General features: G+C 52.9%; 13 protein-coding genes. 7 read left to right on the forward strand and 6 right to left on the reverse strand.

What is annotated here, in order from left to right; translation table 11 throughout:
• Nucleotides 1-72 precede the first annotated feature (72 nt).
• Nucleotides 73-1,272: a tyrosine--tRNA ligase gene (tyrS, locus tag ACN0UH_RS16565; protein ID WP_087515471.1), complete on the reverse strand. Its 1,200-nt coding sequence runs from the start codon at nt 1,270-1,272 to the stop codon at nt 73-75.
• A 222-nt stretch (nt 1,273-1,494) separates the two neighbouring features.
• Here tyrS and ACN0UH_RS16570 point away from each other — a divergent pair, with 222 nt between their 5' ends.
• Nucleotides 1,495-2,904, forward strand: a complete 1,410-nt coding sequence (locus ACN0UH_RS16570; protein ID WP_417663093.1) for a peptidoglycan DD-metalloendopeptidase family protein — start codon at nt 1,495-1,497, stop codon at nt 2,902-2,904.
• Between the two features lie 5 nt (nt 2,905-2,909).
• Nucleotides 2,910-4,001: an anhydro-N-acetylmuramic acid kinase gene (locus tag ACN0UH_RS16575; RefSeq protein WP_417663094.1), complete on the forward strand. Its 1,092-nt coding sequence runs from the start codon at nt 2,910-2,912 to the stop codon at nt 3,999-4,001.
• An 84-nt stretch (nt 4,002-4,085) separates the two neighbouring features.
• On the opposite strand, the gene erpA is transcribed toward ACN0UH_RS16575, so the two are convergent.
• From erpA to argC, 4 genes are all read right to left on the reverse strand, one after another.
• Complete coding sequence (gene erpA / locus ACN0UH_RS16580) at nt 4,086-4,436, reverse strand: iron-sulfur cluster insertion protein ErpA (protein WP_010486164.1); 351 nt, start codon at nt 4,434-4,436, stop codon at nt 4,086-4,088.
• Between the two features lie 73 nt (nt 4,437-4,509).
• Nucleotides 4,510-4,935 (reverse strand): bactofilin family protein, encoded by a 426-nt coding sequence (locus ACN0UH_RS16585; protein ID WP_417663095.1) that lies wholly within the window; start codon nt 4,933-4,935, stop codon nt 4,510-4,512.
• 9 nt (nt 4,936-4,944) lie between these two features.
• Nucleotides 4,945-5,490, reverse strand: a complete 546-nt coding sequence (locus ACN0UH_RS16590; RefSeq protein WP_417663096.1) for a DUF6776 family protein — start codon at nt 5,488-5,490, stop codon at nt 4,945-4,947.
• Between the two features lie 188 nt (nt 5,491-5,678).
• Entirely contained in the window at nt 5,679-6,713 is a 1,035-nt protein-coding gene (argC, locus tag ACN0UH_RS16595; protein WP_417663097.1) for an N-acetyl-gamma-glutamyl-phosphate reductase, read from the reverse strand.
• A 135-nt stretch (nt 6,714-6,848) separates the two neighbouring features.
• Here argC and hemJ point away from each other — a divergent pair, with 135 nt between their 5' ends.
• The 4 genes from hemJ (at nt 6,849) to ACN0UH_RS16615 (ending at nt 10,262) form a co-directional block, all read left to right on the forward strand.
• Nucleotides 6,849-7,277 carry a protoporphyrinogen oxidase HemJ gene (hemJ, locus tag ACN0UH_RS16600; RefSeq protein ID WP_417663098.1) on the forward strand — a complete coding sequence of 143 codons (429 nt, stop codon included), beginning with the start codon at nt 6,849-6,851 and terminating at the stop codon, nt 7,275-7,277.
• Between the two features lie 41 nt (nt 7,278-7,318).
• Nucleotides 7,319-8,284, forward strand: coding sequence for an NAD(P)H-dependent flavin oxidoreductase (locus ACN0UH_RS16605; RefSeq protein ID WP_417663099.1), 966 nt, complete (start codon nt 7,319-7,321; stop codon nt 8,282-8,284).
• A gap of 170 nt (nt 8,285-8,454) precedes the next feature.
• Nucleotides 8,455-9,408, forward strand: coding sequence for a DUF805 domain-containing protein (locus tag ACN0UH_RS16610; RefSeq protein WP_417663100.1), 954 nt, complete (start codon nt 8,455-8,457; stop codon nt 9,406-9,408).
• A gap of 62 nt (nt 9,409-9,470) precedes the next feature.
• Nucleotides 9,471-10,262: an SDR family NAD(P)-dependent oxidoreductase gene (locus tag ACN0UH_RS16615; RefSeq protein ID WP_417663101.1), complete on the forward strand. Its 792-nt coding sequence runs from the start codon at nt 9,471-9,473 to the stop codon at nt 10,260-10,262.
• Here the strand turns inward: ACN0UH_RS16615 and ACN0UH_RS16620 are convergent.
• Nucleotides 10,259-11,743, reverse strand: a complete 1,485-nt coding sequence (locus ACN0UH_RS16620; protein WP_417663102.1) for an AAA family ATPase — start codon at nt 11,741-11,743, stop codon at nt 10,259-10,261. The two genes, ACN0UH_RS16615 and ACN0UH_RS16620, sit on opposite strands and share 4 nt — an antisense overlap.
• Nucleotides 11,744-12,081: 338 nt before the next feature.
• Between ACN0UH_RS16620 and coq7 the strand changes: the two genes are divergently transcribed.
• A complete protein-coding gene (coq7, locus tag ACN0UH_RS16625) occupies nt 12,082-12,729 on the forward strand; it encodes a 2-polyprenyl-3-methyl-6-methoxy-1,4-benzoquinone monooxygenase (protein WP_417663103.1) in 648 nt (215 codons plus the stop codon).
• The last annotated feature ends 30 nt before the right edge of the window (nt 12,730-12,759 follow it).

Below are 12,759 nucleotides of genomic sequence, written 5' to 3' on the forward strand. Positions count from 1 at the left end.
AAGAGGTTTTCCGAGAGGTCTACGCCGGAAGAGGTGCGCATTATAGGCACCTCAGATTTGCCGTCAAGGGTTTTATTCGGCTTTTAAGCTAATTCGTGCAAAAGCCTTCTTGCCCGCCTGAAAGACCTGAGTTGCACCAAGCTTGACTATATAGGTGCGATCAACCACTTCGCCGTCGACACGCACACCTCCATTACCTAGCAGGTCACGCGCAGCCGCAGAGTTCTTAACCAACCCAGCTTTATTAAGCAACGCAGAGATAGGCATATCTTCCGCTGATAACAACTCAATCTCCGGCAGGTCTTCCGGCAATTCACCTTCCTTCATACGGTTACCCGCAGAACGATGGGCATTAGCAGCGGCCTCTTCACCATGGAAGCGCGCAACAATCTCTTCAGCCAACTTGATCTTGATGTCACGTGGATTAGCGCCAGCCTCAACATCAAGCTTGAACTGATTGATCTCATCCATAGAGCGGAAGCTCAACAACTCGAAGTAGCGCCACATCAACGAGTCAGGCATAGACACCAGCTTGTTATAGATAGCCCCCGGCGCTTCCTGGATACCAATATAGTTACCAAGCGATTTGGACATCTTCTTCACGCCATCAAGACCTTCAAGCAAAGGCATGGTGACGATGCACTGTGAAGACTGCCCGTATGAGCGCTGCAGTTCACGCCCCATCAGCAAGTTAAACTTCTGATCGGTACCACCCAGCTCAACATCCGCCTTCAATGCGACCGAGTCATAGCCCTGCACTAACGGATAGAGGAACTCGTGAATCGCGATCGGCTGATTGGTGGTGTAACGCTTATCAAAGTCATCGCGCTCAAGCATCCGCGCAACGGTGTACTGCGAAGCCAGCTTAATAAAGTCAGCCGGTGTCAGCTGCTCCATCCACGTTGAGTTGAATGCAACCTCGGTCTTCGCCGGATCAAGAATTTTAAACACCTGAGCTTTATAAGTTTCGGCGTTCTCCAAAACCTGCTCACGCGTCAACGGCGGACGCGTTGCACTCTTACCGCTTGGATCACCAATCATTCCAGTGAAATCGCCAATCAGGAAAATCACCTGATGACCTAGCTCCTGGAATTGACGCAGCTTATTAATAAGCACGGTGTGACCGAGATGAAGATCTGGCGCGGTTGGATCAAAGCCCGCCTTAATACGCAGCGGCTGCCCGCGCTTGAGCTTCTCGATCAGCTCGGATTCAACTAGGACTTCCTCTGCGCCGCGCTTAATTAGCGCTAGCTGCTCTTCAACCGACTTCATAGCAGGACTCATGACCACTAAAAATAAAGGTGAACAACGATACAAGATCACAGGTAAATGACAAGTTTTGCCAATCTACAAACAAACTTACACCTTTGCGTCACTATCTGGGTTGCCTCAAGGGCAATTTGGTTATATTTTATACAGTTAGTGCACATTCATCATGTACTACCTATTTTATATATTTCTCTTTTCATCTTTTCGTAGCCAAAAGCCATATTTATGACAAATATAACTAGCAAAAAGCCACCTCTTTACCCCAAAACTCACATTCTCGCGGCTAGCGGTGTCGCCGCCATCCTCAGCCTTGCCCTTCTGGTGTTTCCCACGCGCGAAGTAGAAGCTAAAAAAACCTACATCGGCTTGGACCTGAATAACGACACGAAGCAGTTTGAACCAGGCAGTGATGCCGCGAGCATAATCAACCCAGAAGACACAGTGCCGGCTCCGTTCGCGAACATGGGCACGTCGACACAACCAGAAGCTACAGCTGCAATTACCCCAGAACCTGTAGTTCCGACCAAAGAACCTACAGAACGCCAACTGACAGTAGAGAAAGGCGACACGCTATCGACCTTGTTCGAGCGCGCCAATATTCCTGCCAGCACATTGCATGAAGTACTCAGCAGCAGCAAAGAAGCGAAGAAGCTTACGCGGATCAAAGCGGGCCAAATTCTAGATTTCAAGTTCAGCGATAGCGGCGAATTTCAACGCGTGAGCAGCAAGCTCAGTGATATGGAAACCGTCAGCATCACGAAAACCGATGACGGTTATGCTTTCAAACGCGACATCATCAAGCCCGAAGTGAAAAACGCTTATGCTTATGGGGTGATTCGCAGCTCTCTGTCACAGGCAGGCCAGAGTTCAGGTTTGCCACACAGCCTAACGATGCAGTTGGCTAATATCTTTGGTTATGACATCGATTTCGCCATGGATATTCGTAATGGCGACGAGTTCGAAGTGATCTACGAAAACAAGCTCGTCAACGGCAAGCGTGTCGGTAGCGGCAACATCCTTTCTGCCCGCTTTACCAATCGCGGCAAAACTTACACAGCCGTACGCTATACCGACAAACGCGGCAACACCACTTACTACGGTGCCGACGGCAGCAGCATGCGCAAAGCCTTTATCCGCACACCGGTAGACTTCGCCCGTATTAGCTCGCGCTTCTCCAATGGCCGCCGCCATCCGATTTTGAACAAAATCCGTGCGCATAAAGGTGTTGATTACGCAGCGCCACGCGGCACGCCAATCAAAGCCACTGGCGATGGAAAAATTGTCCTGGCTGGGCGCCGCGGTGGCTACGGCAATGCCGTAATTATTCAGCACGGCCAACGTTACCGCACGCTGTATGGCCACATGCAGGGTTTTGCCAAGGGCATTCGCACTGGTGGCTCGGTCAAACAAGGTCAGATCATTGGTTACATTGGTACCACTGGCCTGTCCACCGGACCGCATTTGCATTATGAATTCCAGGTCAACGGTGTTCACGTTGACCCATTAAGCCAGAAGCTGCCGATGGCAGACCCGATCGCCAAGAACGAAAAAGCACGATTCATGGCAAGCACCAAGCCGTTGATGGCGCAGATGGATCAAGAACGCAACACCATGCTTGCACAGAACAAGCGCTAACTTCGATGCCTTACTATATAGGTGTGATGTCTGGAACCAGTCTTGATGGTCTGGACATCGCCCTAATCGAACAACAGCGCAATACCCGCCTCGTCGCAAGCCACTACATCGCAATGCCCGATGACTTACGCGCAGAGCTTCTGGCGTTGTGTTCATCAGCCGATGATGAATTAGCCCGTGCAGCCCTAGCCGAGCAACGCTGGGTTCGTCTTGCAGCACAAGGTGTCACTCAAGTACTGGCCGAGTCAGGGCTAAAAGCCGAAGCGATCCGTGCGATTGGCAGCCATGGGCAAACGGTTCGACATGAACCGGCACGCGGCTTCACCATCCAGATAGATAATCCCGCCCTCCTCGCTGAACTTACCGGAATTACCGTGGTTGCAGACTTCCGACGCCGCGATGTTGCAGCAGGAGGCCAAGGCGCACCTTTGGTTCCTGCATTTCATGAGGCGCTGTTTGGCGAAGGGAAAGGCGCCAGAGCAGTGCTAAACATTGGCGGCTTCAGCAATCTAAGCCTGATTGAAGCGAACAGTCACGTCCACGGTTTCGACTGTGGCCCGGGCAATGTACTGCTCGACGCGTGGATCCAGCGCCAGCAACAGCAGAGCTATGATCGCAACGGCGCCTGGGCTGCTAGCGGCCAGGTTCAGCCGGATTTATTCAAAGCACTCTACGGCGATGCCTTCTTCCAGACATCGGGACCTAAAAGCACCGGACGCGAGCTGTTCAATCTCGCATGGCTTGAGCAACAGCTTAAAGCGCTACCTAGCTACTCGCCTGAAGATGTCCAGGCAACCTTGCTCGAATTAACAGCGCAAAGCATCGTCGACTCACTGCAAGCAGCTCAAGCCAATACTCAAGAGTTACTTGTCTGCGGAGGCGGCGCGCACAACTCGGCACTGATGCAGCGCCTTGACCAACTGCTGCCTAATTGTCAGGTTGCCAGTACAGCCGCTTACGGTGTACCTGCTGACTGGGTTGAAGCGATGGCATTTGCTTGGCTGGCACACTGCTGCCTGGAGGGGATCTGTGCCAACCGACCCAGTGTCACTGGCGCAAGTGGCTTACGCATACTCGGGGCCATCTATCCTGCCTGAGCAATACTTCACCCTCTCCAGACACACAAAAGCCGCGATAATCGCGGCTTTTTCATGCCCTGCAACTCAGCTAAAGGCAGTCCTTTAAATTGAAAAAGACGAACCACAGCCACAGGTTGTCGTTGCGTTAGGATTTTTGATCACAAACCGCGAGCCCTCAAGCCCTTCCTGATAATCGACTTCAGCGCCAGCCAGATACTGGAAGCTCATTGGGTCGACCACAAGACTAACGCCCTCGCGCTCAACGATGGTGTCATCATCCGCGAGTTCTTCATCAAAAGTGAATCCATATTGAAACCCGGAGCAACCACCACCTGTGACAAACACACGCAGCTTCAAACGAGGATTACCCTCCTCGTCAACCAGGCTCTTCACCTTGCTTGCAGCACCTTGAGTAAATTGCAAAGCTGTGGGGGTGAAGGTTTCGACGCTCATGCTGACTATCTCCCGGCGCTATGCGCCATACTGCGTTGCGGCTATTATCCGCTTACCCTACAAAAGCGGTCAACTATTGTACTACCTCAGATTCGATATCAAGCAAAGTTTCTGGTAACTCGAGTGGCCGCGCCTCATCTTTCAGATGGCACAGGCTGCCCTCAATCTGCGCGCCCATGGCCATCTCCATCAGGCCGTAATACAGGTTTCCCTGCACGCGCGCGCGCGCACCCAGTTCAAGATTTTTGCTAGCGAAGACATCGCCCACTACCTCGCCATCAATCACTATATGGGGGGCGCGAATCTCGCCTTCAACCTTACCCTCAACACTAATACGGACCATCCCCTCGCTGGTCACCAAGTTGCCGCTGACGCGCCCGTCAACCTGCACTGCGCCCAAAAAATTCAAATCGCCGCTAAGCGCTGCACCTGCCGCAATCAAGCTGGTCTTACCGCTGAAGCTCTGCAGATCAGGTTTGGATTTTTCTTTGTTCCACATAAGGATTGCTTACTCTTTGTCTAACCATTTGAATGTGCGCTCCAGCGTTTTCTCGCCTTTTATTTCGGCACGCACCCGTATCTGACTCGGCTCAAAACCTGCGGGCAACTCAAGCTCAGCAAAACGCCCGGCCCCCGGGATCGATTTGAAATGCTTGAATGTGTAAGGAATTAGTTTGCCCTTAAAAGGGACAAACTCATCTTGAGCAAGATTCGAAAGCTCAAGCACCACCTTATCTTTTGAGCCCTGACTACCTTCGACAGTAATGTGTAACTGCCCATTAAGTGGGGTGTCATCTTTGCCCACGCGGCTTAATAGCACTTTGTAGCGATAACGCTGTGGATTTTCCGTTGCCTGCAGCTCAAAAGTTCGAATTCGCAAGCCCTCTCGTCGGCTCGCAGGCGCCAGCACACCTTTGTAGAAAGAAAGATCCTGCTGTTCTTTGAAGATTTGCTCTTCAAGCAGTTTAATTGTCAGGCGGTTTTGCTCGTTTGCTTTCTCCGCCACACTTGCTCCGCTAGTCGCGATCGCGACCTGTGCCCGCAAGTCATCCAACTGAGTTTCTTGCTCAGCAAGACGTTTGGCCATTGGCTTGATTTGCGCCGAGAGACTTACCGTCTGCTGACGCTCCCAGTACACGCCGCCGCAAAATGCCGCGGGCAAAGCAAGGAGCAACAACAACACTAGAAGACGCACTCGTCCTGAACGATCAGGACCGCTCGGTCGTACTTCCCAGCCTGCCATCAGGGTAGCAAAGCAGGATGCGACAAGCCTGCATTCTCATCCAAACCGAACATGATATTCATATTCTGAACCGCTTGACCTGAAGCACCTTTGACTAGGTTATCGATGACTGAAAGCACCACAACCAACTCACCTCCTTGTGGACGGTGTACGGCAATCCGGCAAACATTGGCACCACGCACACTGCGGGTTTCCGGGTGGCTACCAGCGGGCATCACATCGACAAACGGCTCGTTGGCATACCGCTTTTCAAACAACGCCTGCAAGTCGACAGAGGTATCAGCAACAGTCGCGTAAAGCGTTGAGTGAATACCACGAATCATCGGCGTTAGATGCGGGACAAAGGTCAACCCAACAGACTGGCCGGCAGCGCGGCGCAGACCCTGGCTGATCTCAGGTAAATGGCGATGTCCTTTTACTGCATAAGCCTTCATATTCTCGCCAGCCTCACTGAACAGTGAGCCGACGCTAGCACCACGACCGGCACCACTGACACCCGACTTGCAGTCAGCAATCAAACGGCTCGGGTCGGCCAAACCGGCCTCAAGCAGCGGGATAAAACCTAACTGAGTAGCTGTTGGATAGCAGCCGGGCACTGCAATTAAGCGGGCGCCTTTAATAGCTTCACGATTAACCTCTGGCAAACCATAAACTGCCTCACTTAGTAGCTCGGGAGCACCGTGGGGCTGACCATACCACTGCGCCCACTCTTCAGCGTTTTCCAAGCGAAAGTCAGCAGACAAGTCAATTACCTTGGTGCCCGCATCGAGCAACTCACCGGCCAGCGCATGCGCAACGCCATGCGGTGTGGCAAAAAACACCACATCACAAGCTCCCAGCGTCGCCACATCCGGCACGCTGAACGCTAGATCTGGATAGTGACCGCGTAGATTCGGATACATCTCATCAACACGTAACCCAGCCTCAGAACGCGAAGTAATGACCGTCACTTGAGCTTGCGGATGCTGTGCCAATAAGCGCAGCAATTCGACACCGGTATAACCTGTGCCGCCGACGATTCCGACCTTAATCATTACTTGCCCCCTGCTGAAAGCCACTGGAAAGCCAATGATAATAAAGCCCTGAGACGATGCGGCCAACTAGCAGTGATGACGGATGCGTAACGGAGCACTACTATCGCGGGTATAAATTTATCCGGATTAGTCTAAATGCTCTATTTGTGGCTCAAAGCCTTGCACATAATTTCCATGGTCTGCTGGTTCGCCGGGCTGTTTTATTTACCGCGCCTGTTCGTCTATCACGCCATGAGTGAAGACAGCATCAGCCGCGAGCGCTTCTGCATCATGGAGCGCAAACTCTATCGCGGCATCATGATCCCAGCCATGCTCGCCACCCTTATTTTCGGTGCGGCGCTGATAAGCCTGAACCCAAGCTATTACTTCAGCCAAGGCTGGATGCACGCCAAATTAGTATTAGTCATACTTTTGATTGGTTATCAGCACATGTGTGGTGCACAGCTAAAACGCTTCTCTTTAGGTGAGAATACTCGCAGCCATGTGTTTTACCGCTGGTTTAACGAGGCGCCGGTGCTGGCATTGATTGGCATTGTAATCTTGGTGATCGTTCGCCCGTTCTGACCTCATCCCAACCCACATACAACGAATTATAAGGTGCTGTGATGTCATTACCCCAACTGCTCGAACAACGTTTACGCCTGCCCGTAGTTGCCGCGCCAATGTTTCTGGTGTCCAACCCGCAATTAGTGACTGCCTGCTGCAACAACGGAATCGTAGGCAGCTTTCCTGCTCTGAACCAGCGCGAGAGCAGTGGCTTTCGCGCATGGCTCGATGAAATTGAAGCAGGGCTCAATGACCACGCGGCCCCCTATGCGGTGAACCTGATCGTGCATGGCACCAACCCACGCCTGCAGGCCGACTTAGCAATCTGCGTTGAAAAGCGTGTGCCTATCGTGATCACCAGTCTTGGTGCAGTCAAAGAGGTGGTTGATGCAGTCCACAGTTACGGTGGGTTGGTATTTCACGACGTAACCACCCGCCGACATGGTGAAAAAGCGGCCGGAGCTGGAGTTGATGGCCTGATTGCAGTTGCAGCAGGTGCCGGTGGCCATGCTGGAACCTGGAGCCCTTTTGCGCTGATCGCCGAACTGCGCCAGTTTTTCGATAAAACTTTGTTGCTCTCCGGCTGCCTGAATCACGGCCATGAAATTCTTGCAGCTCAAATACTCGGGGCAGATCTCGCCTACATGGGCACCCGCTTTATTGCCACGCAAGAGAGTGACGCCGAAGCAGACTACAAACAAATGATTACCCAAGCCAAGGCTGCTGACATCATCCACACTCCCGCAGTGTCGGGTATCCCGGCAAGCTTTATGCGCCAGAGCTTGCAGCGTGCAGGCTATGATCTGGAACAGCTGCAGCAGAAAGGCGAAGTCAATTATGGCGAGAAACTCAAGCCAATCAACGATGAAGCCAAGGCATGGAAAACCGTGTGGTCCGCAGGGCAAGGCGTTGGCGAAATCAATGAAATTCCAGATGTTAAATCGCTGATTTCACGACTGGATCACGAGTACAAAGCCGCTCAAGAACGTTCTGCACGTTTACAACAGAGCAGATGGAATCAATAATCACTGTCGCTTAACGGCATATTGCCATCAAGCCTTTAATCGGCACTTTGATACCATCCAGAATGCGTCAGGGAAAACCTGTTCTTTAGATTCTAAGCTGTGCTCAAGCGGCTCGATAAGCCGATAGCTGACCCTCTAAATGACAGACTGGCGCCGACAAGGAAGCTCGCATGACACAAGCTCGTTTCAAGATTGTTTTCAGTGGTGAACTAATGCCCGGTGTGGCACTTGAGACAGCCAAGGACAATCTAGCCAAACTATTTAAAAGTGATAATGCACGAATCAACACGTTATTTAGCGGCAGCCTGATCACCCTCAAGCGCGACCTGCTGGATGACGAGGCGGACAAGTACATTGCCGCTCTACACAACGCCGGCGCAAAAGCCATAAAAGAGCCCGACCTGGCTGCAAGCATGTCATTGGTTGATACCGAAGACCATAACCAAGCAACGGAATCGGCTGAAACGATGACGTGTCCAAAGTGCGGACATCGACAGGACAAAGCCATTGAGTGCTCGGCGTGCGGCATCGTTATTGAGAAGTTTCTGGCACGCCAGGCTTTACAGGAAGAAGCCGCGAGAAATGCACCAGCTGCAACTGCAATCGCGCCAACACCCGCTACGCATACACCATACGCCCCACCGCAAGCGCCAGTGGGCGAACGCTTGCCGGAATTCGGTGAACTAAAGCCATTTACTACGGATGGTCGTATTGGCCGCTTGCGTTTCTTGGCGTGGACGTTGGTATTGATGCTGGTTTGCGCACCGATTTTCGGTATAGCGGCGGCCGGTTTTGCACTATCAACGGCAGTTGGCGTTATCTTGATGGTCATTCTCAGTGTTGCGCTTGTCATAGCCGGCGTGATGATCAACGTTCAGCGCCTACATGACATTGGTTGGTCTGGCTGGCTACTACTCATTACCATCGTGCCATTAGTCGGCAGTGTCTTCAGCTTGCTGATGCTGGTAATGCCTGGCACTAATGGCCCCAACCGTTACGGCCCAATGCCACCCGCCAACACTACGGCGGTTAAGGTTCTTGCTGGCCTGTGGATAGTATTCATTGTGCTTGCCGTTATTGTCGGTGTCGCAATGCCTACTGCCTTCTCAGGTTTTGAACCGTAAGATAAGGCCTATTGCCTTACACGCATGGGGTCAACGCTGGCCCCATCACGGAGTACTGCCTGATGTCTCGATATGCCTTGGTAACCGGCGCAACTAGCGGAATTGGTTTAGCCCTAGCTGAAGCCCTTGCCAGGCGCGGACGCAACCTGCTGCTAGTGGCTCGCCAACGCGAAGCATTGGAAGCCATCGCTGCAGAGCTCGCCCGACGCTTCTCTGTCGAGGTGTTAATCCGTGCTTGCGATCTAAGCAAGCCAACTCAGTTGACGGGTTTATTGATGGAGCTCGAGGAAGGCACTTACTCCATTGATTTATTGGTTAACAACGCAGGGCTCGGCACATCCGGCGCATTCGTCGCCCAGGACTGGCAACAAGAGCAACAACTGATTGAGGTCAACGTGCTGGCCTTGGCGCGCCTGTGTCAGTCAGTTGGCAATGTCATGGCTGGCCAAGGCAGCGGCCAGATTCTCAATGTCGCCTCCGTAGCTGCTTTTCATCCGGGCGCTTGGATGGCCAATTATTACGCCAGCAAAGCCTACGTACTGCACTTCTCAGAAGCGCTACGCGAAGAGCTTAAAGAACATGGAGTTGCTGTATCGGTGCTGTGCCCTGGCCCGACCCTAAGCGCATTTTTCAATAAAGCAGCGCTGGATGACAGGCGCTTGAGACATAGTAAGTTAATGATGAGTGCAGAAGAGGTTGCACTGTTTACCGTTCGAGCGCTGGATAAAAATCGCGCGATTATTATTCCTGGTTGGCGCAATCGTCTTTTAGCGCTCTCACCTAAATTAGCCCCGCGCTGGCTAGTGAGAAAAATCAGCGCACGGCTAAACCGCCAATTCCTCGCCCAACGCTAATCGCTGGCAGCTACCGTTCGCCCCTTCGCCCAACTGCGCAATGCCGCGAGATGTTCAGACATGACCACCGATAACGGCGAGGTTGTCTGAATCCCTTCCAGCAGTATTGCTAGATCAACAGATTGCTGACGCGCCTGGGCCGCATACAGAGCACTTACCACCACCTGCTCAATCTCAGCGCCCGAGAAGCCATCACTGGCACTTGCCAGCAATTTCAAATCAAATTGCACAGGGTCAAGTTCACGCCGCTTAAGATGAATGCTGAAAATCTCCTCACGAGTAGCTGCGCTTGGCAAGTCGACGAAAAATATCTCGTCGAACCGGCCTTTGCGCACCAACTCAGGCGGCAACCGTTCAATGACGTTGGCGGTCGCGACCATAAAAACCGGCGCCTTACGCTCAGCCATCCAAGTCAGGAGCGTGCCCAGCACCCGCTGGCTCACACCACCATCGTTATCCCCGCTGGCCAGTCCCTTCTCGATTTCATCAACCCACAGCACGCAAGGCGACATCTGCTCGGCTAATTTCAGCGCTTCACGCAAATTACGCTCGGTCTCACCGAAGAACTTGTTGTACAGGCTGGCGAAATCCAGGCGCAGTAACGGCAAGCCCCAAAGCCCGGCAATGGCTTTGGCGGCCAGGCTTTTGCCGCCACCTTGCACCCCGACCAGCAGCACGCCTTTTGGTAAATCCTGCGCCGTCGCGTCAACAAAGGCGGCTTGCCGATCTGCCAGCCAGCGCTTGAGATTTTCCAGCCCGCCGACATCGGCAAAACGCGCGGTTTCAGACTCAAAGCTGAGTACGCTTTCAAGATCAAGCAGTTGCGACTTGGCTTTATTCAGCTCGGGCAAGTCTTCCTGGGTAATTGCCCCGTCATCACAAATCACTTTGCGCGCCAAAACCCGCGCCTCAGCGTGGCTCATGCCGCGCAGGTTTTTCACCACCTGCTGCAAAGTGCGATTATCGGTGCGCACCCGAATATTACGGTTGCGCTCGCTCCAACGCGCCGCTTCCTCACGCACAATGGCTTGCAATTCATCTTCGCTCGGCAATGCCAGACTGAAACGGGCAGCGTAGCGCTGAATCTCGGGCGGTAGCTTGCACGCATGCGAAACCAGCACCAGCGTTGGTTTATGCAGGCTGTCATTCATGGCGATTTCTTTAAGCAGCCGCACCAGTTTCGGGTTATCCAGCATGAATGGGTGTAAATCACACATGACATAAAGGTTGGGCTGCGGGTCGGCCTTGATCAAACGTAATGCGACTTCAGGCTCCTGCGAACCCTCTCTGTCTGGGGTATCCGCGGAAAATCCAAGATGCTGCAAACCTTCGGTCACCGACCAGGTGTACAGGCCCAAACTGCGCTTAACCGCCAAACTGGTGAGCATTTGCAGAACGCGCAGCTCATCCCAAGACTCGATCAGCACCAACTTTACTTTCGAGTCGAGCACCATGCCGAGGTCGTGTATGTCGTTTTTCACAGCAACTCCCCAAACAACCCACTGCAATGGCCCCATGCCGCGCAGTATCCCCCAACCACTAGCCGGCAAACTCAATCGAGCGCCTGCTCCTAGCGTTGCCGCAGACCAACTGATACAGCTATAAAAGCATGACTTTATCCACAGATGATAAAGCGCTGACCAAAGATATTCATTTAACGGTGTTAGGTTTCGCAGAAATACAGCTGGAACTTGATCAACCGTTGTAACTAAGCACAGCGCCATGCGCACACGACACAACCACCGGGCTGCTCCCGGTCAAGCCTTGCACTGCCGATTAGCGTAAACTGTCGGCAATTGTTTTAGCCGGAGATTATCCCATGGCCAGTGACCGCCAATACTCCCCAGTCGACCGCCTGTTACTGCAGGCAGATGTTGCCTTGCGCACGCTGCTGCCGTTCAGCGGCCAACCAACACGCCCTTCTCCTGCGGTGGTGCAACCTGAAACCGAGCTTGACCAGCAAGAGGCCAAGCACATTGCTGGCTTGATGCGCATCAACCATACCGGTGAAGTTTGCGCTCAAGCGTTATATCAGGGCCAGGCACTGACGGCTAAATTGCCTGAAGTTCGAGCGGCAATGGAGCATTCTGCGGACGAAGAAGTTGATCATCTCGCCTGGTGTGAACAGCGCATTCACCAATTGGGTGGCCGCCCGAGTGTATTCAATCCGCTATTTTATGGCTTGTCGTTCGGCGTTGGCGCGCTCGCCGGCTTGGTCAGTGACAAAATCAGCCTTGGTTTTGTCGCAGCCACCGAAGACCAAGTGGTTAAACACCTAGATGAACACCTAGAGCAAGTGCCTGAGCATGATGAAAAGACCCGGGCAATTCTGCAACAAATGCGTGTAGACGAAAGCCATCACGCCAACACGGCACTGGAAGCCGGAGGGGTTAAATTTCCGCGCCCAGTTAAGTTCGGCATGACCCTGCTCTCCAAGGTCATGACTAAAAGCGCATATCGAATCTGAACCCTGGCTCAGCCAAGACTGGCGAGCAAA

It is taken from the genome of Pseudomonas sp. (genome assembly GCF_048265905.1).
GTDB lineage: Bacteria > Pseudomonadota > Gammaproteobacteria > Pseudomonadales > Pseudomonadaceae > Aquipseudomonas.